Below are 20,758 nucleotides of genomic sequence, written 5' to 3' on the forward strand. Positions count from 1 at the left end.
ATCGTCAACGCAGCCGACAGTTCGGCTTCGGCGGCGTCCCAGGGGTCGATCGTCGACACCGGATCAGGATCGGTGGGTGCCTCGTCGAGGCAGCGGTGAAACACCGCCGCCGCATAGGCATGCGTGCGGGCGGACACGGCAGCCTCGAACCGGTGCAGGGACGTGGCGGTGTCGACCAGTGCTGGGGTCGGCGCGGCGGCGGGGTCGGGTAACCCGGCTCCGGTGAGTGCCTGCAGCAACTGTTCGAACATACTTGCTATTCTATTCGAAACCTGTTGATATGGCTAGGGTTACATTGACTGAAGACGTTGCGAAGTAGAAAGGTGGAATCACGTTTGCGCCCGCCGCCAGCCCCCGCACCAGACCCCGCCCTAACCCCCGTGCGCCCGGGAGAGCAGGACCTGCCGGTTTCGGGCCCCACATTTGGCCAGCACAGCCTTCACGTGGTCGTTGACTGTATGGTCCGAAAGAACCAGTGCCGCAGCGATTTCCTTGGTGTCGAGCCCGGTGGCGAGCAGTTCGAGCACCTCGGTTTCCCTCGCGGACAGCGCGTGGGTGCGCGCGAACAGATCCATCCGCTCCGCCGACGTGCTGACCTCGATCGACACGGCGATTTCGCCGCCGATCCGGTCGGCCCGCACCGTCAGCCACCGACTTCCGCCGAGATTGACCCGCGACCACGGCGGTCCGACCGGGACCCCGTTCTCCGACGCGATCAACGCCGCACCGATGTTGTACACGGCCGCCGGAATCGGTGAAATGGGCTCGTCGGGCGGAAGCAGCTTTGCGAGAGCCTCTGCAGCCCCGGCCGTTTGGTTGCGGACCGCCAGATCCGGACCCAGTATGACAACGGCCGGACCCAGTCGCGTCACGTGCTCGGCCGGCGCAACGAAGGTCCGTGCAAGCGCCCGTCGAAGTCCGGCGGTGACCATCGGCGACAGTGCCGACAGCAGCGCTATCTCGTTCTTGGCGAACGGAACTGGCGATCGTCGCAACAGTTCGAGAAACCCCCAGCACCCGTATCGGTCACCGAAAACCACTGAGGCGGAGTCTGTTACACCCAAGTCGCGCTGAACGTTGTGCCACAAGGGCGATGCGGACGGTTCGCCGCAGGTCGTCGCCAGCAACGATGCAGCGCTCTCACCGGCGTCCAGCATCTCGGTCCACCGATTGATTGTCGTCTGGTAGCGCCACCGAATGAGCTCCGGTAACCGCTCCCAGGGGAGCCCGGGGACATCGGCGAGCGGCGCTGTTGCAACTCGCGTAACCGGGTCGGTCACCGCGAAAACGTAGCCGTCGAAAGGTATTGCACGCCGCAGTTCCGCCACGATCGCTTCCCGCAGCGCCTTCGCGCTGTGCTCGCCTGAGCAGTGGCGCTCGACTCGGTCGAGCAGCTCCCGCGTCGCCGCCATGCGGTCAGCGTACGACGAAAAGATCCCCAGGATCGGGGATGTGCCGACGAGCCCTGCCCGCAACACACTGGACGCATGACAACCACACTGCACCTCGAGAACACAGTCCGCGACTTCGACTCGTGGAAGGCAACTTTCGACAAGTTCGACCGGTTCAGGGCCGACAAGAACGTTCGGTCCTACCGCATCAGCCGGCTCGCGGGTTCGCCGGAGAAAGTCGTCGTCGACCTCGAATTCGACTCACAGGACGACGCTGCAGAGTTTGCGAGGGCCCTGGAGAAGGTCCGCGCGACGCCGCAATCGAAAGACCAACTGGTCGACTACAAGGCACCCGTGTTGCTGACTGTCGTCGCCGAGCGTGTGATCGCTGCAGCATCATGAGGCAGACCATCGCAATCGCAATGGCAGGAACGGTTTTCGCTGTGCTCGTCAGCCCAATCGGGCCACTCGGTGGATTCTGGGCGCCCGCCTCACACGGCCACGACGCAGCCGGTCACGTTCGCGGCGGGCTGATCGCCGAGGCGATGGTTGAGAACCTCGCCTTCGGCGCAGGAGTCGCGGTGCTGTTCACGGGTCTCGGCTGGTTCGTTGCCAAGACCCCCGACCGGACCCGCGCGATGACGGCTTGGCTGGCAACCATCTGGCTCTTCGCGTCGTGGATGCCGCACGGCAATCTGCATCGGCACGTCGGTATGGATCCCGCGGCCCTGCTGCCGATCGAGTGGGTGTTCCACGTCGGATCGATTGCTGCGATAGCTGCCCTGACGTGGGCCGTTGCGTGGCCGGTACGCCAGGGCAGCGAGCGCCTAGAGGCGTTCTACGATCATCGCGTTGGATAGCCCGCCCGCTTCACACATGGTCTGCAGGGCGTACTTCGCGCCATGATCGTCCATGGCGCCGAGCATCGTCGTCAGGATGCGGGCGCCACTCGCACCGAGCGGGTGACCGATCGCAAGGGCACCGCCGTGCACGTTGACCTTGTCCAGATCGGCACCGGTCTCGTCGGCCCAGGCCAGCACGACCGACGCGAAGGCCTCGTTGACCTCGAACAGGTCGATGTCGCGCAACGTCAGTCCGGCCCGGGCGAGCACCTTCTTCGTCGCCGGGATCACGGCGGTCAGCATCAGGAACGGATCGTCACCGACGACGGCGAAGCTGTGCAGCCGTGCAATCGGGTTCAGGCCCAGTCGTTTTGCGATCTCACTCGTTGTGATCATGACCGCTGCACTGCCGTCGCTTAGCTGGCTGGAGTTGGCTGCCGTGACGTTCCAGCCGATCTCGGGGAACCGCGCAGCGACCTCCTTGCTGTAATAGGCGGGGCGCAGACCGGCGAGCGTCTCCAAGCTGCTGCCGGGCCGAACCCCCTCATCTGTTGCGAGTTCCGGCAAGGTTGCGAGCTGTTTGGTGAGTAGGCCGCTTTGTGTTGCCGTGTAGGCCTTTTCATGACTACTCAAAGCGAACTCGTCCATCCGCTGGCGGGAGATGCCCCAGCGGCTGGCGATCAACTCTGCGCTGATGCCCTGCGGAATGAGGCCCTCGGGATAGCGGGCGGCAAGGCCCGGACTCCATGGTGACTTGTCGCGAATGTTCGACCCCATCGGTTCGCGGCCCATCGACTCGACACCACCGGCAACGGCGATGTCGTAGGCGCCCGAAAGCACGCCCTGTGCCGCGAAATGCACTGCCTGCTGGCTGCTTCCGCATTGCCGGTCGACCGTTGTCGCCGGGACCGAGATGGGATAGCCCGCCGCGAGTACGGCATTGCGAGTGATGTTTGCGGCTTGCTCGTCGACCTGGGTCACGTTGCCGCCGATAACGTCGTCGATGAGTGCCGGATCGATACCGGTCCGCTCGACGATTGCGCGTAGCGAATGTGCGAAGAGATCCACGGGATGGACTCCGTGCAGCGCGCCGGTCGGCTTGCCCTTGCCGACCGGAGTGCGGACCGCTTCGACGATGACTGCGTCCCTCATGACACTCCGTCCTTTCCCACTGGGTCCTTTCCCACTGGCAAGCTGACTTTGCATTGCCATAGTTAGAGAGTAGAAGCTGACTATGTTTTTGGCAAGTCAGAGTATGCTGAGATTCATGTCACCGATTCGGCTGGAAGGGGTCCTCGCGGACCGCTCGGCATGGCAAGCAACCGACTGCTCTATCGACAAAGCGATGGCCGTCGTCGGCACTCGCTCGGCCATGCTGCTGCTGCGCGAGGCGTACTACGGCACAACGCGATTCGACAACTTCGCCGAACGGGTCGGCATCACCGAGGCCGTGGCGTCGACCCGACTGCGGGAACTCACCGCGGCCGGACTGCTGGAGAAGCGCCCCTACCGCGAGCCTGGGCAGCGCACTCGGCACGAATACGTGCTCACTCAGATGGGTATCGACCTGCTGCCTGCGGTTCTCGCACTCATGCAGTGGGGCGACAAATACCTGCAGGGCGACCGCGGTGCACCGCTCACCGTGGTCGAGGACTCCACTGGGACGCCCGTCAGCGTCGAAGTGCGAGGTAGTGAAGGCCCTGTGACAGACCTGCGGAAATTACGCATCCGGACCGACCGGACGCGGAGAAGTCGAGATCGCTGAGCGCGTTCGGAGATCGAATCGGCTGCATCGGACCTACGCTAGAGAGACGGGCGAACGACCCGTGCCGATACGAGGTTCAGCGATGACGTTCAACACGGTGATCGCCGGCGCGACCCTCAACTGGGGTGCCGCAAGCGATGTCGGTTCGGTTCGTGAGACGAACCAGGACTCCTACTGTGACCAGCCGCCGGTATACGTCGTAGCGGACGGCATGGGCGGTCAGTCCGCGGGTGATGCCGCGAGCCGGGAGGCCATCGCGGCAATGGCGACTCTCGCCGGGAAGGTGCCTGTCACCGGAAAGATGCTGCGGTCGTGTTTCGCCGACGCGCGTGATCGCATCGGCCGGATCCGGATCGACGGCGGCCGGCCACCGGGCACGACCCTGACGGGTGTCATCGTCACCGAGGAAAACGGGATGCCGTACTGGATGGTCGTGAACATCGGCGATTCCCGCACCTACCGCCTCGATGCGAATGGATTCGGGCAGATCACCAAGGACCACTCCGCTGTGCAGGAGTTGATCGATTCCGAAGAGATCGACGTCTCCACCGCGAATTTCCATCCGATCCGCAATATCGTCACACGCGCGCTCCTCGCGGACACTCCCTACGACGCCGACCTCTGGGAACTCCCGATGGTTGCGGGCGACCGCATTCTTGTCTGCTCCGACGGACTGACCCGCGAGGTCGACGACCCCACTCTTGTCGAGGTCCTCACCGCGATCGCGGACCCTCAAGCTGCCGCGGACGAACTCATCCGGCTGGCAATTCAGAACGGCGGGCACGACAACATCACCGTGCTCGTGGTCGACGCCGTGCAAGCCGGCGAACCAGTGCCGGAGACCCGCCCGACCCCGGTCGTACGAGCCTGATCGATGGCGCATCGGTATCGTCCCGGCGGCTGGCCTGCCGTCGTCTGCGAGCACGGGTGTCTCGTCGTGGGACCCGCCGTCGACGCGGTCGTCGTCGACCGGCTCTTCCGCGCACTGAGCTCCGGAGCCGACCAGCGAGCGTTGCTCGACCTCCTCGACTCGACAGGCTGGCAGCCGCCCTATGCACTCGTGCTGCGCGGGAGTGACGGCCGTGGGTTCGTCTCCGTGCGCGGGGAACTGAGTGTGGGTATTCGTGCCGGCGAAGAGCACGTGTACATCGACGGCGGTGACTCGCACACGACGCAGTCTCCGCTCGCCGCCGCTGTCGTCCGCACGATGGTCGACGACCCGCCGACCGGCCCGGACCTGGCCATATCGATGGGAGTCGTTCTTGCGGTGGATATTTCGCTGACCTGGCCGGTTCGTGCTGCGCCACCGCCGAAGGCACCGCGGGTTCTGCAGGTGTCCACCGGAATGACCATCCCGCTCGACAAGCCGCTGTTGATCGGGTCCGCGCCGAGCATCCAACGGACGACCGTCACCGACCTGCCCAAGCTCATCACGGTGCCGAGCCCCAATGCCGAGGTATCGCGGACGCACCTTGCGGTGCGCCTGGAAGGTTTACAGGTGTGCGTCGTGGACCTGCGCAGCACGAACGGCTCGCGGCTGCAGCAAGCGGGCTCCGCCGCCGAACCCATGACGCCGGACCACCCCTACCGCGTCGCGACCGGCGACACCGTGGAAATCGGGGACGGTGTGGTGCTGCGCTTCGCGGCTGCCCCGGAGAACTAGTTCCCTGTCCGCTCGTACTTCTGTGTGAGTTCCCACGTGCCCGGGCAGGCGCCGGTGCGGTCGCGAATCTCGCGACCGGTCAGTTCCTTCACGGGGTCGTCGGCTGAATCGGTAGCCGTAATGGTGGTCGTGAAATGCACGATGCCGGTCCGGCCGTCGGAGGTGTCGAAGCAGTCCTGTGGTGCGCTCGTCGATTCGGCGGTCCAGGTGCCGCCGCCGTAGATGAACATGTACCCCTGCGGAACGTCGTTGGTCACGAGAACCGACGCGCACCGCTCGCTGTTGCGCAGGCAGTAGGTGTCGAAGCGGCCGGTGTAGTCCTCCGGTGCCACGGGTGTCGCGCCCGGCGGCGTCGCGGACGCGCGCAGCGTCGCCTGGTACGTGCCGTGCAAGGCTGCCGCGGGTGACTCGGGTTCGGGCGGGCCGATGTCGGCGGGGTTCGGCGGCTTGAGGTTCGGGACCAGATCGCCGGTCCGGGTCAGCGCAACGCTGAACTCCGACCTGTTACCGCAGGGCTCGTCGACGAGCCTGATCCGGGAGCCGGTCAGCTTGTCGGTGTCGCTTCCGTCGAACTCGATCGTGTGCGTATCCCAGGTGTCGACGTCTTCGAGCGGCGTGTTGGTCGCCTGGATCTCGCACGTCGACTTCTGTAGTTCGCGCACGCCGGTCCATTTGCCGTCGTTGTAATCCAGGACGAACTGGGACATCTCCCGTTGTGTCGTGTCCGCTGGATCCCGCGTGGAAACCGATGTGACGCAGGGCCCGTCGGATTCTGCGCAATAGGTCTGCACCGCCCATTGCTCGGTGTAGTTGTCGGATCCGGAGTAGTCCTTGCCCGCCTTGTCGGTGATTGCGTACGTCACCTCGTACATGCCGTCGAACGCGGCGGCGGGGTTCGCCTGCGCAGGCGGGGTGGTCGTAGTGGTCGGTCCGTTGCTGGACTTGGAGTCGTCCTTCGGCCACAGTGCGAACAGCGCGACACCGCCGGTCACCAGTACGAGCACGGCGGCCAGCGGCACGATCGGGCCCTTCCACCAGGGCTTCGACGGCGCCGGCCGAGGTGAGCGGTCGCCCGGCGGCATGAGTGGTTGCCAACTCGGCTGCGGGTGCGGCGGTGTGGGCGGTCGTGTGGGCGGTCGTGTCGGCGGACGCGGGGGCGGGGGCGGTGACGGGGTCGCGTGGGAGATTGCGGACTGTGCCGCTGCGGCAAGTTCGGCGCAGTTTCGGTAGCGGTCGTCGCGGTTCTTTGCCATCGCTCGCGCGATGACGTCGTCGAGCGCGGGTGGAATTCCCCGGACGAGTTGAGACGCCTTCGGAACCGGACGATTGAGGTGGCCGAGCATGATCGCCGACGAGTTGGGTCCGGGAAACGGCGGCGCCCCGGTGATGAGGTGAAAGAGCGTGCAGCCCAACGAATAGACGTCGGCACGGTGATCGAGCGGGCTTCCTTCGATCTGTTCGGGCGATGCGTAGTGCAAGGTGGCGACAAGTGTTCCGGTCCGGGTCATGTGCCCGGCCTCGTCGAGCGCCTTGGCAATGCCGAAGTCGGTCAACAGGACTCGCTGTGGCGCACCCGGGTAGTCGCCCGCCGAGAGCAGGATGTTCGCGGGCTTCACGTCGCGGTGCAGGATGCCCAGGTGGTGTGCGTGATCGAGGGCTTTGCCCGTCTCGGTGATGATGTGAACGGCCGACTGAACCGAAATCGGTCCGTTGGCAAGCAACTTCGCCGCGTCGGAGCCGGGGATGTACTGCATCGAGATCCACAACTGGTCCTCGATGCGACCCCGGTCGTAGACCGAGACGATGTTCGGGTGCTCCAGTCGCGCTGCGTGATTTGCCTCGTGCTCGAATCGGGAGCGGACGTAGTCGTCTGCGGTCAGCGAGCGGTGCAGCAGCTTCAGTGCGACTTTGCGCGGAAGGTTGGGATGTTGTGCGAGGAAGACGGCGCCCATGCCGCCCGTGCCGATGAGAGTCTCGATCCTGAAGCCGGCGAATACGTCGCCAGGGCCGAAGCCGGGCTCGCTCACTCAGACCTCCTGCCTCTCGAGTCGTGCCTGAAGTAGGGCGGTCATCGAGATCTCCCCGCAGATCAGCTTTGGACTATATCTTTCCTCAACGCCAGAACTGCGTCAGGAAGGCCCCGTACCGCGACCACAGCGAAGGCACGCCCGACAGTTCGTAGAACCAGTAGACCGCGTCGAAGAACGCTGCATTGAGTTGTGGAACGAACAACAAAGCCATAAGGGCCACGAGTCCGAATCCCTTGTATTGGTCGAGGCTGCGACGGGTTTGCGGGCTCAGCGACGGTTCGATGGCCCCATAGCCGTCGAGCCCCGGTATCGGTAGCAGATTCAGAAGGGTGGCGGTGACTTGAAGAAATCCGAGAAACGCCAGCCCGAACCAGAAGACCGGGTGCGACGCGGTCTCGCCGAAGATGCGGACGATCGCCAGCAGGACGACGGCGCACGCAGCGTTGACCACCGGTCCGGCGAGGCTGATGCGGCGCTGGGTCTTCGCGTCGAACAGCCCCGACCGTACGTAGACCGCACCGCCGGGCAGCCCGATGCCACCCATCGCGATGAACAGCACAGGCAAACCGATCGACAGCAGCGGGTGGCTGTATTTGAGCGGGTTGAGCGTGAGATACCCGCGCATCTGGACTTCGTGGTCACCGGCCTTCCACGCCGTGTAGGCGTGGGCGAACTCGTGCAGGCAGACGGACACGATCCAGCCGAAGACGACCATCGTGATCACACCGACGTGCGCGGCAACCGAGTCGAGTTCGGCGTTCCATGCGATGACCCCGCCGCCGATTGCGACCGCGACGACCGCAAGAAAGATCGGACTGGGCGTGACTGCACGCGACCGAATCGGAATCGGTTTGTTCACGGATGCATCTCAGCGCACCAGCAACCACGGTTCGTGGTGGCGGTAGAAAGCCGACCGCTTGACCGTTCGCGTCTCCGACACACTGTCGCGGCTGATGACGGCCGCTCGAGTGCCGAGCTGCATCGCGCGCCCAGCGACCCATCTCTTGCGGCGGAATCGTTTGCCGGTGTCCACGAAGGAACGCAGTCCGGGCAGTTCTACGGTCGGTTCGATGTGCAGCGCGGCGACGAGTCCGGTGAACATCCGGGTGTCGTCGACGTACGCTTCGCCCTCCAGCGCCGCACCGCGTGGTCCGGTGATGATTGCGCTGCCTACCAGGACGTTTCCGCGGTCGTCGCGGATCAGGGGCAGTTCGGTCGCCGTACCGTTGAGCGCGCGGTTCGCTGCCTCCGCACCGGTCCCCGTTTTGTAGATCCGCGCCGCGGGACTGGCTTCGACCGGCACGTGCGCGACTTCGACGGACAGCCGTTCGGTACGCATCAACCAGGTGAGCGAGGCGGCGAGGGCGGCGTCGTCGCCGAGTACGACGAGGCGTGGGCGCTTGAGCGCATCGAGAGTCGGGAAGAGTTCTTCGAATTCGGCGGCGCCGGGTACCGCGGACACCACCGTCGCGTGGTGCGACAAAAGGGTGATCGGAACCGGTCCGTCGCCGCAGCGCAGAACGACGATGTCCACGCGGCTTCGCGACTTGTATTCCGTGTTCGTGGCTACCTCCAACGCCGGAAAGCCAGTAGTGGCTACTCGTGAAGCTGTCGGACTCGAGTGCCACGATAGCGGTATGGCAGCAGCAACTCCCATGTAGTGCGTAAAACCGAGACAGCTCGAAGGTGATCACAATGTATTGCGAGATGGGTTACGCGAGTGACCGAGTCTTCAACGTGAGAGTCCTCAACGAGACCTGGGAAGAACTCGAACTCGACGATCTGGCTGTCGACAACGACAGCTGGATCGGCGAGTGGTTCCTGCCCAATCGGATCCGGGCACGTTCGACCGGTCTGTTCTGCGCTACCGATGCCCGGCCGGTGGGAGCCGAAATCCTTTGCGGTGTAATCGAAAACAGTGAATGCGATCTGACTTATCTGATCGGCGGCGACCGCGACAGGCCCGTCTATTTCCATATGCACGCGGCGCTGGACCGCGCTGACCAGGAACTCGTCGAGGTGTGGACGCCACCGACCTGCCGTGCCCGAGTAGGACGTCGGGGGACCGGAGCGAACTTCGAGGTCGAGGTCAGTCCGGTGCAGCGGAAAGCGCTCTCCCGGCTCGAGTAGAATGTGCTTCCGGCCACTGCCCCGTGCGGCAAGTAGCTGCAGTTCGCCGCTCGCGTGCTGCGCGTCGACCGTAGGAGACTCAATGCCGGCAATTGTGCTGATCGGCGCCCAGTGGGGCGACGAGGGCAAAGGCAAAGCAACCGATCTTCTCGGTGGCAGGGTCCAATGGGTAGTCCGCTACCAGGGCGGCAACAACGCCGGCCACACCGTGGTCCTCCCCAACGGCGACAACTTCGCACTGCACCTGATCCCGTCGGGCATCCTCACACCCGGCGTCAACAACGTGATCGGCAATGGGGTCGTCGTCGATCCGGGCGTCCTGCTGTCGGAACTCGCGGGCCTCGAGAAGCGCGACGTCGACACCGACCGTTTGCTGCTGTCGGCGGATGCGCACCTGATCATGCCGTACCACGTGGCTATCGATAAGGTCACCGAGCGCTTCCTCGGCAACAACAAGATCGGGACGACCGGTCGCGGCATCGGGCCGTGTTACCAGGACAAGATCGCGCGCGTCGGCGTTCGGGTTGCCGACGTGCTCGACGAGAAGATCTTCACGCAGAAGGTCGAGGCGGCCCTCGAATTCAAGAATCAGGTGCTCGTCAAGATCTACAACCGTCGCGCGCTCGACGCGCAGCACGTGGTCGACGAGGTCCTCACGCAGGCCGAAAGCTTCAAACACCGCATCACCGACACCCGCTTGCAACTGAACCAGGCACTCGAGCGCGGCGAGACCGTGCTGCTCGAAGGTTCGCAGGGCACGTTGCTCGACGTCGACCACGGCACCTACCCGTACGTGACGTCGTCGAACCCGACCGCCGGCGGTGCTGCCGTGGGGTCCGGCATCGGGCCGAACCAGATCTCGACCGTCCTCGGCATTCTCAAGGCGTACACGACGCGCGTCGGGTCGGGACCGTTCCCGACCGAACTCTTCGACGAGCACGGCGCCTACCTGGCGAAGCAGGGCGGGGAGGTCGGCGTGACGACCGGCCGTGCGCGGCGCTGCGGGTGGTTCGACGCCGTGATCGCGCGTTACGCAACGCGCGTCAACGGCATCACGGACTACTTCCTCACCAAACTCGATGTGCTGTCGAGCCTCGACACCGTGCCGATCTGCGTCGCTTACGACGTGGACGGCGAGCGGGTCGACGACATGCCGATGACGCAGACCGGCTTCCACCACGCGCAGCCCATCTACGAAGAGATGCCCGGCTGGTGGGAAGACATCTCCGGCGCCCGCACGTTCGCCGACCTCCCGAAGAACGCGCAGGACTACGTGCTCCGCCTCGAAGACCTCGCGGGTGCCCATATTTCGTGTGTCGGCGTCGGTCCGGGGCGCGACCAGACGATCGTCCGGCGGGACATCCTCGCCTGACCTCTTGACGCCCATTCTGGAACGTGTTCTAGTTCTGGCGTGGACAGATATGTGGACCGCAGCGTCCTCGTAACAGGTGCAGGTTCGGGAATCGGTCAGGGCGTCGCATTGCGATTGCTCAGCGAGGGCGCTCGTCTGGTCGCAGCGGACGTCGACGCCGCCGGACTGGCAACGACGGTGGAGCGGGCCGGCGAGGTCGGCGATCGGCTGGCGACAGTCGTCGTCGACATCAGCAGCGAGCAATCCGTCGCCGACGCCTACACCGCCGCGCTCGACCACCTCGGCAGCCTCGACGTGCTGGTCAACGCGGCCGGAATACTTGTGCCGGGCCACACCCACGACATGTCGCTCGACACCTGGAACCGCGTCATCGGCATCAACCTGACCGGCACGTTCCTCATGGTGCGGTCGGGTCTGCCGTGGTTGCTGAAGTCTCCGTACGGCGGGTGCATCGTGAACTTCTCATCGACGTCCGCGCACTTCGGGCACCCGTACATGGCGGCGTATTCGGCGAGCAAGGGTGCGGTCAATGCCTTTACGCACGCGATCGCTCTCGAGTACGTCAAGCAGGGCTTGCGTGCGGTGAACATCGTGCCGGGCGGGATCAAGTCCGGGATCACGACAAAATCCATCATGGGATTGCCGCACGATTCCGACGGCGACCTCTTCCTGAAGCTCCGTGGGTGGCTCGGCGGTGGCAACCTCGGAAATCCGGAGGACATTGCCGGTGTGGTCGCCATGGTCGGCTCTGATGACGGCCGGTTTCTCACCGGCACGGAGATCAGGGTCGACGGCGGCGCGCATATGTGAGGCGCGTCAGAACAGAACCGGGTCGTCGAAGCCGGGGGCGTGCTCGATCGTGAGGAGCGTGCGCTTCGTCCGGACGGCGCCGTACGCTGAGAAGCCACCGATCCGGTTTCCGGCGGCCAGGACGCGATGGCACGGGATCAGGATGGGAATCGGGTTGCGGCCCAACGCTTGTCCCACCGCCTGCGCTGCGCCGCGGGAGTCCACAAGTTCTGCGACCTCGCCGTAGGTCAACGTGTTACCGGGATCGATTGCGCGCGTCACGGTGTAGACCTTGCGATCGAACGGCGGAAGGGCCGTGGTGTCCAGCGGCGCCCAGCGCAGGTCGTCGAGTTCGCCCGCGAGGTGGCGTCGAATGCCCGCGATCACCTCCTGGACGAACTGCGGAGGCTCCTTGTCGAGCCCGCCTTTCGTCAGCGATGCGAGCCGTTCCCGCGTAGCAGCAGCAGTGACCTCGGGCAACTGGAGCGCGACGACTCGACTACCCGTCCATCCGATGCCGCATTCGCCGATCGGTGTGTCGAACAGCGTGTAATCGCTCGCCGTCATGACCCGAGTATGCCGCTGACCACCGACAAGTCGACTGGCCTTGAAAACCAAGGCCAATTTGCCAATACTGGTCTGTATGGTCATGCGAGTTCTCGGTGTCAGCTCACTCACGCGCGACCTCGGCCGCTGGCGTGACGACGACGATGGCCGCCGCAAGTCGGCACGTCCCGCATACCAGGCGCTGGCCGAAGCGATCCGATTGCTGATCCACGACGGCAGGGTGCCACTCGGGGTCGCACTGCCGAGCGAGCGAGACCTCGCGACGGGGCTCAGCTTGAGCCGGACCACGATCACATCGACCTACTCGGTGCTGCGCGAAGACGGCTACCTGATCAGTCGGCAGGGCTCGCGCAGCACGGTCGCGTTGCCGTCCGGTGCGGCGCGGTCAGGGAACATGATTCACATCAGGACCGACGTCGATGCGCCGGTCGTCGAGATGAGTTCGGCCGCGCTGCCTGCACCGCCTGAAATGGAGGGCGCGTACGGCGCTGCGCTGCAAGCACTCCCGGCGTATCTGACATCGCACGGCATGGAGCCGATCGGCCTCGCTGTACTGCGGGAAGCCATCGCCGACCGCTACCGGCAGCGTGGCCTGCCCACCGAACCCGACCAGATCATGGTCACCCTCGGTGCCCAGCACGCCCTGAGCCTGCTGCTCGCCGCGCTTATCGGTCCCGGCGATCGCGTCCTGATCGAACACCCGACCTACCCCAACGCGATCGAGGCGATCCGCCACTCCGGTGCGCGGCCGGTGCCGGTGCCGATTCGACCCGAAGAAGGCTGGGATCTGGACGGCATCCGGACCGCCGCCCGGCAGACCGCGGCGCGATTGGCCTACATGATTCCCGACTTCCACAATCCGACCGGCCTCTGCATGTCGGACGAGGGCCGCGCGGAGCTGGCGCGGATCGCACGGGAGACGCGAATGACCGTCATCGTCGACGAGTCGATGGCCGAACTGAACCTGGATATCGAACAGCGCACCCCCGTCGCAGCATTCGCGCGCGGTGCGGAAGTCATCACAATCGGTTCGGCGTCGAAGTCGTTCTGGGGCGGTCTGCGGGTCGGGTGGATTCGGGCACGCCCGTCGCTCATCACACGCGTGGCAGGCACCCGATCGGCCGTCGACCTCGGCACACCGGTCATGGATCAGTTGGCCACCGCCGACCTCCTGGGCAGCGCGTCCACGATCCTCGCCGCTCGGCACGACCTCCTGCGCAGGCAGCGGTCTGCGCTGCTGGACGAACTGGAGCTGCAGCTGCCCGAGTGGCGCCCGATGCCGGGGCCCGGCGGCATGTCGCTCTGGATTCAGCTACCGACGCCCGTGTCTACAGCTCTGGCCGCGACGGCGCCCAACTTCGGTGTCTTGCTGGCAGCCGGTCCGCGGTTCGGTGTCGAGGGGGCCTTCGAACGGTTCGTCCGGTTGCCGTACACGCACAACGAGGTGACACTGCGTGCCGCTGTCAGCGGAGTCGCAGCGGCTTACGGTGCGCTGTCACCGCGCTCCGACGAGGCCACGGCCGCGCTGGTGTGCGTCTGAGTCAGCTGTGCTTCGAGTCAGCTGTGTTCGATCAATCCGCGCGCAGCGCTGCGCTGCGATGCCGCAGCTTCCTTCGACAGTCGTTCGACGAGTGCTTTGACCGGCTGCGGATTGCAGTAGTAGTAGCCCTGCGCCAGCGAGTAGCCGAGCGATGAGAGCACCGCGGCCTGGAACTGATTTTCGACGCCTTCGGCGATCACCGGCAGGCCCAGCGAGACGCTCAGCAGCGCAATGACTTCGAGCAGCGGCGGCGCCTCGCCCTCGGACGTGATCGAGGTGATGAACGAGCCGTCGAGCTTCAGGAAGTCGGTCGGCAGTGTCTTGAGCCTGCTGAGGGACGAATAGCCGGTGCCGAAGTCGTCGATCGCGATTCGGACACCACGCGCCCGCAGTTCGCCCAGGTTGGCGATCGCGGTCGGGGTGTTGACGTCGAGAACGCTCTCGGTGACTTCGAGTACCAGTTGGGCTGCCGGCCAACCGGTCGCCCGCAGAACCTCGTCGATCCGGCCGACGTAGTCCTTTTCGACGAGTTCGAGTCCGGAGACGTTGACGTTGAGGATGAGTGGCCGGTCGGGAAGTGCTGCTTGGAGTTCGAGGCCGTCGCGGCATGCGCGATAGAGCACGAAGCGATCGAGATTCGCGATGAGACCGTTTTCCTCGGCGACCCGCACTACTTCCTGAGTGGTGACCGAGGGCTGCGTGACCGAGGTCCAGCGCACGAGTGCTTCGACACCGATCGTTGCACCGCCGTCGGTGAGGCTCACGATCGGCTGGTAGTGGACGTCGAGCGTCTCCCGTGCGATCGCTTCGACGAGCTCGACCGCGAGTGGTGGCCGCCGTGACGATTCGAGGACCGTTCGGTTGCGGCCCGCCTGCTTCGCGCGGTACAGCCCGACGTCGGCGCGGCTGACGAGGAACGAACCCGATTCGCCCGGCTGCCAGGATGTGACACCCGCAGAGCAACCGAGGGCGATGCGCTCACGCATGTCGTCGGCGAGCGTGATCGCAGCCTGCTCGCTCATATCGGGCAGCAGCAGCGCGAACTCGTCACCGCCGTAGCGGGCGAGGATGCGGTTGCCGCCGAGCATCTGCTGCCACTCGTCGGCGACCTTCTGCAGGACGGCGTCGCCCGAGCGGTGCCCGAGTTCGTCGTTGACCGACTTGAAGCGGTCGAGGTCGAACAGGATGAGTGCGGGCCGCTGACCCGTTCGGGTAGCCCGCGCAAGCTCGAGATGCAGCATGCGGTCGAAGCCGCGCCTGTTGAGCAACCCGGTCAGCGAATCGATGTCGGCGTCGGACGCCAGCCTCGCGAGCACACCGACGACCCCGCCGACCGCGACGGTCACACCTGCCGGCACCAGCCCCGCCCACCACGGCAGGTCGCCCCGTGCGAGAAGCACGCCCATGCAGCAGACCACCGCGAAGACGATCTGCACCGATGCGTTGAGCCAGGAGAAGAAGAAGGACGCATCGCAGGCCGCGAAAACGTAGAAGCTGGCAAGTGCGAGCGCCGCGATCGGGCTGGTCGACTGGTGGCAGGCGATGGTGATCAGAATCGTTCCGACACCGACGAGCACCTGGTGCGTGCGCGGCCGGACCCTGTCGCCGAGGACCGCGAGACCGGCGCCGAAGCAGATGGCACCGAATGCCGCCACAGCGACGACCCCGCGATTTCCGGGGCCGTCGTGCGGCATCAAAATGCTGAGGGTTGTCCCGAGGATTCCGCCCATCGCGTAGAGACCACCGGTCGTACGCGCCATGACTGTCGAGGTTGCGACGGCAAACGGCACACGCGCCGGTGCACCGGGCTCGCTCAGACCAGGGGGTCGCCGCACCTTGTTCACATTACCGCTCGATCCCCACCCACCCCGAAACAATGGAGGGTGCCTAGTTGATATCCGGATTATTACGTTAAGCGGAGGCGTGGGGTTCGGTTTCAGTAGGTCAATTGTCTAGTTGTCGTGTTGTGACCTACCGCCAAATGGTCGCCGCGTCCGTCGCCTCGACTGGCGGGGCAGAGGGTACACCGTTGGGTGTGCGCGAGAATCGGGGTGCCGGTAGGTGCTGCACAACCCCGTCGACCTCGATCAACGAGCCGCGGGCGACGATGTGCTCGTTCTTCTCGGCCTCGGCGAACGTGAGGATCGGCGTCGTGCAGGCGTCGGTGCCGTCGTAGATGGCTGCCCATTCGTCGCGCGTCTTGGTCTTGAAGGTGTCGGTGAAGATCTTGCGCAGTTCGTCGTACCCACGCGGATCGAACTGGTTCGGAATGGCGTCAGGGTCCAGCCCGAGACCCTTGATGAACTCGGCGTAGAACTGCGGCTCCAGCGCGCCGACAGCCATGTACTTGCCGTCCGACGTCTCGTAGGTGTCGTAGAACGGGAATCCGGTGTCCAGCATGTTCACGCCGCGTTCGTCGGACCACACGCCCGCACCGCGCATGCCCCAGATCATGTGCGAGAGCGACAGCGCGCCGTCGACCATGGCGTTGTCGATCACCTGGCCCTTGCCGGAGGTCTGACGCTCGACCAGCGCGGCGAGAATGCCGAAGACGAGATACATCGAACCGCCGCCGAAGTCGCCGACCATGTTGAGCGGCGGCACCGGGCGCTCGCCCTTGCGGCCGATCGCGTGCAGGACACCGGTGATCGAGATGTAGTTGATGTCGTGACCCGCGCGGTCGGCCATCGGGCCGTGCTGACCCCAGCCGGTCATGCGGCCGTAGACGAGGCGCGGATTGCGGGCGAGGAGGTCGTCGGGACCGAGGCCCATGCGCTCGGTGACGCCGGGCCGGAAGCCTTCGATGAGCACGTCCGCGCGATCGATGAGGTCGAGGACCTTGTCGAGATCGGCCGGATCCTTCAGGTTGGCCTCGACGACCGTGCGGCTGCGCAACTGCTGGCGATCGATGCCGCCCGGTAGGCCGCCCGCGCGCTGTACACGCACGACGTCCGCACCGAGATCGGCCAGGAGCAGCGCCGCGTGGGGGCCCGGGCCGATGCCCGCCAGCTCGATGACGCGAATTCCTGCGAGTGGTCCTGTACCTCTGGTCATGTATGCACCTCGTTGTGGGATGACGGCTGATTATCTGACAGCGTATAACGCAGCTGTCCCCGCGATGCTCCGAGGTCGGTTGCCATAGGGTCTTCAGCCATGAGCGCAGGCGCCGAGTTTTTAGTAGCACTCGTCATCCTTGTCGGCTTGGTCGGCGTCGTGTTGCCGATCCTGCCCGGGGTGGTGCTGATCTTCGGCGCAATCCTGACCTGGGCGATCGTCGAGGGCTCGACCGCCGGCTGGACCGTTTTCGCGATCTGCACCGTGTTGCTGCTGGTCTCGGGCGTCGTGAAGTACACGTGGCCTGGCCGGAACCTCAAGAACGCGGGAGTTCCGACGCGCTCGCTGGTCATCGGTGCCCTGCTCGGCATCGTCGGCTTCTTCGTCATTCCGATTCTCGGCCTGCCGCTCGGGTTCGTGCTCGGTGTGTACCTCTCCGAGTTCGAGCGGATCAAACACCCGCAGGCGGCGTGGCAGGCGACATGGCACGCGACCAAAGCGGTCGGGCTGTCGATCCTGATCGAGCTCCTCGGTGCGCTGCTGGCCGCCGGTGTGTGGCTATTCGCCGCGATCTTCGCGTAACCGAGCCCGCGCGCGGAAGAGCGGCATGGGTGGCGCGCCGATGTCCTCCGGTTCCTTCGGCGGCAGGCGATAGAACTGCCGGGCATTGGCTTCGAGGACGTTGTGCAGGTCGCCGCCGACCGCTTCGGCAATCATGTCGAGGTCGGCCGCTTCGAAACAGCGGGACGCCCTGGTACCAGGGAGGTCGGAACCGAACATCAGCGCCTCCGGGCTCACACTGTGGATTCGGCGCAGGACGTGCGGGATGTCGAAGGTGAGGCGACCGAAACCCGTTGCCTTGATCCGGGCACCGCGATCGACGAGATCCAGCAGATAGGGCAGCGCCTCGTCCGACATTCCGAGGTGGTCGATGCTCACCGCGGGCAACTTGGCGAGTACCGGCTCCAGTGAGGGCAGCAGCGATCCGTCGACATACAACTCTGCATGCCACCCGGCAAGCTGGTGCGCGCGCAGGGCCTGGTGGGTCAATCCGGCAATGTCGATCGCGCCGCGTTTGAGATTGAAGCGCAGCGCCCGGACTCCCGCCCGATCGAGCTCGAGAATGTCCTCGTCGGTCGCATCGGGATCCAGCTGAATCACACCGACATAGCCCTCGCCGAACTCTGCGAGGGCAGCGACGAGAAACGTCGAGTCGTTCTCCTGGAACGACCCACTGACGACCGCGCCCCCGTCGACGCCGAACCCGTCCATTCGCGCTCTGTAATCGGCGATCGTGAACGGCTGCGGCAGGAAACCGTTGTTTTCGACGAGCGGGAACTGCGGATCGATGATGTGGAAGTGGGCGTCGAACACGCTTACAAGCATGCCCCAGCCGACCGTCCTACAAGGGGAAGGTCACGTAAATTAAGGCATTCGGTGCGTGATCGAGGTCACGCACACCGTCAGGCTTTGTGCGGTTCGCTCGCGCGCAGCATGTCTTCGCGTTCGACGACCTTGATTCTTTCGCGGCCTTCGGGCTCGCCGAGAGAGCGTTCGTGGGCATCGAGGCGGTACCAGCCGTCCCAGGTGGTGAAGGGGATGCCCTTGCCCTCGAGGAAGTCGATGATGGCGTGCTCGTCGGGTTCGGCAGCACCGGCGAAGTTGGGGCGGTCGTCGAGCAGGCACGCGACCGTCTCGTTGGCGTCGCCCTTGGTGTGGCCGATGAGGCCGACCGGACCACGCTTGATCCAGCCGGTGACGTACGTCGCGGAGACGTGGTTGCCCGCGTCGTCCAGGACGCGTCCGGCTTCGTTGGGGACGGTGCCGGCCTGGTCGTCGAAGGGCAGTTCGTGCACATTCTGGCTCAGGTAGCCGACCGCGCGATAGACGGATTGGACCGGCCAGTCACGGAACTTGCCGGTGCCGCGGACGTTGCCGGTGCCGTCGAGTTCGGTGCGTTCGGTGCGCAGGCCGACGACCTTGCCGTCTTCGCCGAGGATCTCGGTGGGGGATTCGAAGAAGTGCAGGAACAGTTTGTGCGGGCGGGTGCCTGGGTCACGGATCGCCCAGTCCTGCAGGGTGTTGGCGACCATGTCGACGATCTTGGAGTTGCGGCGGGCGGCTTCGGAGCCTTCGTCGTACTCGATGTCCTCGGGGTCGACGATCACTTCGATGGTCGGCGAGTGGTCGAGTTCGCGCAGTTCCAGGGGGGTGAACTTGGCTTGTGCGGGGCCGCGACGGCCGAACACGTGGACCTCGAGGGCTTTGTTCGCCTTGAGGCCTTCGTAGACGTTGGCCGGGATCTCGGTGGGGAGCAGTTCGTCGCCGGTCTTGGCGAGGACGCGGGCGACGTCGAGGGCGACGTTGCCGACGCCGAGGACGGCGACCTTCTCGGCTTCCAGTGGCCAGGTGCGCGGGACATCGGGGTGACCGTCGTACCAGGAGACGAAGTCGGCGGCGCCGTAGGAGCCTTCGAGGTCGACGCCGGGGATGTCGAGGGCGCGGTCGGCGTTGGCGCCAGTGGAGAAGATGACCGCGTCGTAAAAGCGGCGCATGTCGTCGAGCGTGATGTCGTTGCCGTAGTCGATGTTGCCGAGCAGGCGGACATGGTCCTTGTCGAGCACCTTGTGCAAGGCGGTGATGATGCCCTTGATGCGCGGGTGGTCGGGGGCGACGCCGTAGCGGATGAGGCCGAACGGTGCCGGCATCCGCTCGAAGAGGTCGATGCTCACCTCGGTGTCGGATTTCATCAGGGCGTCAGCGGCGTAGATACCGGCCGGGCCTGCGCCGATGATGGCAACGCGGAGCGGACGGGAATCTGTGGACTGGTCGGTCATCTGCTACCGCACACCTTTTCGACGATTGGACGATTCTTGCGAGCCTAAACTAAGCCATGCCTAACTTGCACAGGCGGAGCGTGGTCTAATAGGCGACCGCTACTCGGAACGGCCATTCTATCGGCTCCGCCTCGGGGCAAGTCCCGGCGGCTGCTTTCGGCGACCGCCGGGTGTCCTATTTGCCCCGAACGGTACAGGCGGGAATGATCCTGCAGGTGACCGACGACGAAGAGCAGAAGTGGGAACGAACCGCAGTCCCTTTCATTGCGGCCCTTGCAGTGGTTGCGGTCGTCATCGCCGGAATCATCATCAGCCAGATCATCTCGCCGGCGGAGGGCAACGTGTCCGACACCGAACAGATCCGGATCGCCGTCCACGAGTTTGTCGAAGCACGTAACAGCGGCGACGAGGAACGCATTCGCGACACCGCCTGCGCCGGCTTCGACGATGCCTGGCTCGCCGACCGCACCGGCAACCTCGTCGTCGAGAAGGTGAGCGAAGCCGACATCGACGGTGATCGAGCGACGACCGACGTCACAACCAAGGTCGACGACAAGGACGAGAAGACGATGCTCTGGACGTTGGTCAAGCAGAAGGACGCCTGGCTCGTCTGCAATTAGGCCGCACAGGGGCGCAGCGTCGTATCGGGTATTCTCTGCTGAGGTCATGAGTACCAGCGCTCAAGCCCCGGCTTGCTGGTCGGCAACCCTCCTCCGCGGTGGGGTGCTCCGGGTGACGACCTGGCCGCGCTCCGACCGGACGCGGCAAGCGCGGACTC

The 20,758-nt window shown here is 65.2% G+C and carries 22 protein-coding genes and 1 riboswitch; of the genes, 11 read left to right on the forward strand and 11 right to left on the reverse strand.

Annotated elements, in window-relative coordinates; translation table 11 throughout:
- Positions 1-251: hypothetical protein (locus tag JGU72_RS27960; protein ID WP_199687572.1), on the reverse strand; the 251-nt coding region annotated here is incomplete at its 3' end.
- A 120-nt stretch (positions 252-371) separates the two neighbouring features.
- On the reverse strand, positions 372-1,412 hold the full coding sequence (locus JGU72_RS27965) for a response regulator transcription factor (protein WP_199687573.1): 1,041 nt from the start codon (positions 1,410-1,412) through the stop codon (positions 372-374).
- Positions 1,413-1,487: 75 nt separating this feature from the next.
- Here JGU72_RS27965 and JGU72_RS27970 point away from each other — a divergent pair, with 75 nt between their 5' ends.
- Together JGU72_RS27970 and JGU72_RS27975 are read left to right on the forward strand one after the other, a co-directional pair.
- Positions 1,488-1,793: a hypothetical protein gene (locus JGU72_RS27970; RefSeq protein WP_199687574.1), complete on the forward strand. Its 306-nt coding sequence runs from the start codon at positions 1,488-1,490 to the stop codon at positions 1,791-1,793.
- A complete protein-coding gene (locus JGU72_RS27975; RefSeq protein WP_199687575.1) occupies positions 1,790-2,251 on the forward strand; it encodes a hypothetical protein in 462 nt (153 codons plus the stop codon). Before JGU72_RS27970 ends, JGU72_RS27975 begins: the two co-directional genes overlap by 4 nt.
- Here JGU72_RS27975 and JGU72_RS27980 read toward each other — a convergent pair.
- The gene (locus JGU72_RS27980; protein ID WP_199687576.1) at positions 2,219-3,385 is read right to left on the reverse strand and encodes a thiolase family protein; all 1,167 of its coding nucleotides are present in this window, start codon (positions 3,383-3,385) and stop codon (positions 2,219-2,221) included. The two genes, JGU72_RS27975 and JGU72_RS27980, sit on opposite strands and share 33 nt — an antisense overlap.
- A gap of 115 nt (positions 3,386-3,500) precedes the next feature.
- Here JGU72_RS27980 and JGU72_RS27985 point away from each other — a divergent pair, with 115 nt between their 5' ends.
- From JGU72_RS27985 to JGU72_RS27995, 3 genes are all read left to right on the forward strand, one after another.
- Positions 3,501-3,998: a winged helix-turn-helix transcriptional regulator gene (locus JGU72_RS27985; protein ID WP_199687577.1), complete on the forward strand. Its 498-nt coding sequence runs from the start codon at positions 3,501-3,503 to the stop codon at positions 3,996-3,998.
- 82 nt (positions 3,999-4,080) lie between these two features.
- Positions 4,081-4,869, forward strand: a complete 789-nt coding sequence (locus JGU72_RS27990) for a PP2C family protein-serine/threonine phosphatase (RefSeq protein ID WP_199687578.1) — start codon at positions 4,081-4,083, stop codon at positions 4,867-4,869.
- A gap of 3 nt (positions 4,870-4,872) precedes the next feature.
- Entirely contained in the window at positions 4,873-5,661 is a 789-nt protein-coding gene (locus tag JGU72_RS27995; protein WP_199687579.1) for an FHA domain-containing protein, read from the forward strand.
- On the opposite strand, the gene JGU72_RS28000 is transcribed toward JGU72_RS27995, so the two are convergent.
- The 3 genes from JGU72_RS28000 to JGU72_RS28010 form a co-directional block, all read right to left on the reverse strand.
- Positions 5,658-7,688, reverse strand: a complete 2,031-nt coding sequence (locus tag JGU72_RS28000) for a serine/threonine-protein kinase (RefSeq protein WP_307828635.1) — start codon at positions 7,686-7,688, stop codon at positions 5,658-5,660. The two genes, JGU72_RS27995 and JGU72_RS28000, sit on opposite strands and share 4 nt — an antisense overlap.
- A gap of 85 nt (positions 7,689-7,773) precedes the next feature.
- Positions 7,774-8,550: a site-2 protease family protein gene (locus JGU72_RS28005; RefSeq protein WP_307828636.1), complete on the reverse strand. Its 777-nt coding sequence runs from the start codon at positions 8,548-8,550 to the stop codon at positions 7,774-7,776.
- A gap of 9 nt (positions 8,551-8,559) precedes the next feature.
- Positions 8,560-9,225 (reverse strand): hypothetical protein, encoded by a 666-nt coding sequence (locus tag JGU72_RS28010; RefSeq protein ID WP_199687580.1) that lies wholly within the window; start codon positions 9,223-9,225, stop codon positions 8,560-8,562.
- 161 nt (positions 9,226-9,386) lie between these two features.
- Here JGU72_RS28010 and JGU72_RS28015 point away from each other — a divergent pair, with 161 nt between their 5' ends.
- The 3 genes from JGU72_RS28015 (at position 9,387) to JGU72_RS28025 (ending at position 12,003) form a co-directional block, all read left to right on the forward strand.
- Positions 9,387-9,821 (forward strand): hypothetical protein, encoded by a 435-nt coding sequence (locus JGU72_RS28015; RefSeq protein ID WP_199687581.1) that lies wholly within the window; start codon positions 9,387-9,389, stop codon positions 9,819-9,821.
- 82 nt (positions 9,822-9,903) lie between these two features.
- Positions 9,904-11,193 carry an adenylosuccinate synthase gene (locus tag JGU72_RS28020; RefSeq protein ID WP_199687582.1) on the forward strand — a complete coding sequence of 430 codons (1,290 nt, stop codon included), beginning with the start codon at positions 9,904-9,906 and terminating at the stop codon, positions 11,191-11,193.
- A gap of 39 nt (positions 11,194-11,232) precedes the next feature.
- Positions 11,233-12,003, forward strand: coding sequence for an SDR family NAD(P)-dependent oxidoreductase (locus tag JGU72_RS28025; RefSeq protein ID WP_199687583.1), 771 nt, complete (start codon positions 11,233-11,235; stop codon positions 12,001-12,003).
- A gap of 6 nt (positions 12,004-12,009) precedes the next feature.
- Here JGU72_RS28025 and JGU72_RS28030 read toward each other — a convergent pair whose 3' ends face one another.
- Positions 12,010-12,549: a methylated-DNA--[protein]-cysteine S-methyltransferase gene (locus tag JGU72_RS28030; protein WP_199687584.1), complete on the reverse strand. Its 540-nt coding sequence runs from the start codon at positions 12,547-12,549 to the stop codon at positions 12,010-12,012.
- 76 nt (positions 12,550-12,625) lie between these two features.
- On the opposite strand from JGU72_RS28030, the gene yczR reads away from it, so the two are divergent.
- Positions 12,626-14,089 (forward strand): MocR-like transcription factor YczR, encoded by a 1,464-nt coding sequence (gene yczR / locus JGU72_RS28035; RefSeq protein WP_199687585.1) that lies wholly within the window; start codon positions 12,626-12,628, stop codon positions 14,087-14,089.
- A gap of 17 nt (positions 14,090-14,106) precedes the next feature.
- On the opposite strand, the gene JGU72_RS28040 is transcribed toward yczR, so the two are convergent.
- Together JGU72_RS28040 and JGU72_RS28045 are read right to left on the reverse strand one after the other, a co-directional pair.
- Positions 14,107-15,924 (reverse strand): putative bifunctional diguanylate cyclase/phosphodiesterase, encoded by a 1,818-nt coding sequence (locus JGU72_RS28040; RefSeq protein WP_307828637.1) that lies wholly within the window; start codon positions 15,922-15,924, stop codon positions 14,107-14,109.
- 136 nt (positions 15,925-16,060) lie between these two features.
- Complete coding sequence (locus JGU72_RS28045) at positions 16,061-17,143, reverse strand: CaiB/BaiF CoA transferase family protein (protein WP_199687586.1); 1,083 nt, start codon at positions 17,141-17,143, stop codon at positions 16,061-16,063.
- A gap of 99 nt (positions 17,144-17,242) precedes the next feature.
- Between JGU72_RS28045 and JGU72_RS28050 the strand changes: the two genes are divergently transcribed.
- Complete coding sequence (locus JGU72_RS28050; protein ID WP_199687587.1) at positions 17,243-17,725, forward strand: DUF456 domain-containing protein; 483 nt, start codon at positions 17,243-17,245, stop codon at positions 17,723-17,725.
- On the opposite strand, the gene JGU72_RS28055 is transcribed toward JGU72_RS28050, so the two are convergent.
- The gene (locus JGU72_RS28055; RefSeq protein ID WP_199687588.1) at positions 17,702-18,517 is read right to left on the reverse strand and encodes an amidohydrolase family protein; all 816 of its coding nucleotides are present in this window, start codon (positions 18,515-18,517) and stop codon (positions 17,702-17,704) included. The two genes, JGU72_RS28050 and JGU72_RS28055, sit on opposite strands and share 24 nt — an antisense overlap.
- 89 nt (positions 18,518-18,606) lie before the next feature.
- Positions 18,607-19,980, reverse strand: coding sequence for an FAD-dependent oxidoreductase (locus JGU72_RS28060; RefSeq protein ID WP_199687589.1), 1,374 nt, complete (start codon positions 19,978-19,980; stop codon positions 18,607-18,609).
- Positions 19,981-20,195: 215 nt separating this feature from the next.
- On the opposite strand from JGU72_RS28060, the gene JGU72_RS28065 reads away from it, so the two are divergent.
- A complete protein-coding gene (locus tag JGU72_RS28065) occupies positions 20,196-20,600 on the forward strand; it encodes an Rv0361 family membrane protein (protein WP_199687590.1) in 405 nt (134 codons plus the stop codon).
- Between the two features lie 42 nt (positions 20,601-20,642).
- A riboswitch (SAM riboswitch) is annotated at positions 20,643-20,757 on the forward strand.
- The last annotated feature ends 1 nt before the right edge of the window (position 20,758 follow it).

Origin of the sequence: Antrihabitans auranticaus, assembly GCF_016481275.1 — a bacterium.
Taxonomy (GTDB): domain Bacteria; phylum Actinomycetota; class Actinomycetes; order Mycobacteriales; family Mycobacteriaceae; genus Antrihabitans.

What these genes read in the sequence shown, in the direction of transcription:
- JGU72_RS28030 (WP_199687584.1), bottom strand. Translation starts at nt 12,549, where the DNA reads ATGACGGCGAGCGATTACACGCTGTTCGACACACCGATCGGCGAATGC.
- JGU72_RS27980 (WP_199687576.1), bottom strand. Translation starts at nt 3,385, where the DNA reads ATGAGGGACGCAGTCATCGTCGAAGCGGTCCGCACTCCGGTCGGCAAG.
- JGU72_RS27990 (WP_199687578.1), top strand. Translation starts at nt 4,081, where the DNA reads ATGACGTTCAACACGGTGATCGCCGGCGCGACCCTCAACTGGGGTGCC.
- JGU72_RS28015 (WP_199687581.1), top strand. Translation starts at nt 9,387, where the DNA reads ATGTATTGCGAGATGGGTTACGCGAGTGACCGAGTCTTCAACGTGAGA.
- JGU72_RS28045 (WP_199687586.1), bottom strand. Translation starts at nt 17,143, where the DNA reads ATGACCAGAGGTACAGGACCACTCGCAGGAATTCGCGTCATCGAGCTG.
- JGU72_RS27995 (WP_199687579.1), top strand. Translation starts at nt 4,873, where the DNA reads ATGGCGCATCGGTATCGTCCCGGCGGCTGGCCTGCCGTCGTCTGCGAG.
- JGU72_RS28060 (WP_199687589.1), bottom strand. Translation starts at nt 19,980, where the DNA reads ATGACCGACCAGTCCACAGATTCCCGTCCGCTCCGCGTTGCCATCATC.
- JGU72_RS27985 (WP_199687577.1), top strand. Translation starts at nt 3,501, where the DNA reads ATGTCACCGATTCGGCTGGAAGGGGTCCTCGCGGACCGCTCGGCATGG.
- JGU72_RS27965 (WP_199687573.1), bottom strand. Translation starts at nt 1,412, where the DNA reads ATGGCGGCGACGCGGGAGCTGCTCGACCGAGTCGAGCGCCACTGCTCA.
- JGU72_RS28020 (WP_199687582.1), top strand. Translation starts at nt 9,904, where the DNA reads ATGCCGGCAATTGTGCTGATCGGCGCCCAGTGGGGCGACGAGGGCAAA.
- JGU72_RS27970 (WP_199687574.1), top strand. Translation starts at nt 1,488, where the DNA reads ATGACAACCACACTGCACCTCGAGAACACAGTCCGCGACTTCGACTCG.
- JGU72_RS28050 (WP_199687587.1), top strand. Translation starts at nt 17,243, where the DNA reads ATGAGCGCAGGCGCCGAGTTTTTAGTAGCACTCGTCATCCTTGTCGGC.
- JGU72_RS27975 (WP_199687575.1), top strand. Translation starts at nt 1,790, where the DNA reads ATGAGGCAGACCATCGCAATCGCAATGGCAGGAACGGTTTTCGCTGTG.
- yczR (WP_199687585.1), top strand. Translation starts at nt 12,626, where the DNA reads ATGGTCATGCGAGTTCTCGGTGTCAGCTCACTCACGCGCGACCTCGGC.